The 741-nt window shown below is 38.2% G+C and carries 1 protein-coding gene; it reads left to right on the top strand.

The window, feature by feature from the left end:
• Positions 1-140: 140 nt before the first annotated feature.
• Positions 141-614 (top strand): IS200/IS605 family transposase, encoded by a 474-nt coding sequence (gene tnpA / locus NE558_RS14225; protein WP_256150838.1) that lies wholly within the window; start codon positions 141-143, stop codon positions 612-614.
• Positions 615-741: the final 127 nt, after the last annotated feature.

Below are 741 nucleotides of genomic sequence, written 5' to 3'. Positions count from 1 at the left end.
TTGTTCGCTTTAGCTTGACAAAACCACCGGCTATGCCGGTGGTAGGAAAGGTTTGTTCTTTAGATGTAAGCACGAATCCTCCTTTGGTAGAATAAATGTAGGTTTGCCAACCACATTAAAGACCAAAAGGAGGATTCAAAATGACTAATAATAGTTTAGCACATACAACATGGGAATGTAAATATCATGTAGTCTTTGCGCCGAAATATAGGAGACAAGTAATATATGGGAAATTGAAGGCTGATATAGGGAAAATGCTAAGAGAACTTTGTGACCGTAAGGGAATAGAGATAATTGAGGCAGAAATGTGCAAAGATCATGTACATATGCTAATAAGGATACCACCAAAGCACAGTGTGTCTGAAATTATGGGGTATTTAAAAGGAAAAAGTTCATTAATGATATTTGATAGGCACGCTAACTTAAAATATAAGTATGGAAATCGAAATTTCTGGTGCAGGGGATATTATGTTGATACAGTTGGAAAAAATGCAAAAAAGATAGAAGAATACATAAGAAATCAGATACAAGAGGACTTAACGGCAGACCAAATAATGCTAAAAGAATACATTGACCCGTTTACGGGTGAGCAAGTGAGCACAGGCAAGAAGTAAACTGCTTTAGCAGTAGCCAGAGAATAAGAAACGGTTGGCAAACCGTTCAATGCATCTTTAGATGCAAGTTGGTAAAAGCCCCTTCTAGGGGCAGAGCAAACCACCAGCTGAGCTGGTGGTGATGATT

It is taken from the genome of Anaerotignum propionicum (assembly GCF_024461735.1).
Classification (GTDB): Bacteria; Bacillota; Clostridia; order Lachnospirales; family Anaerotignaceae; genus Chakrabartyella.
The sequence above is the reverse complement of the archived record's forward strand: the minus strand, read 5'-3'. Positions and strand labels throughout refer to the sequence as shown.

Excerpts from the sequence above, each read along its gene's own strand:
- tnpA (WP_256150838.1), top strand. The coding sequence starts at position 141 with ATGACTAATAATAGTTTAGCACATACAACATGGGAATGTAAATATCAT.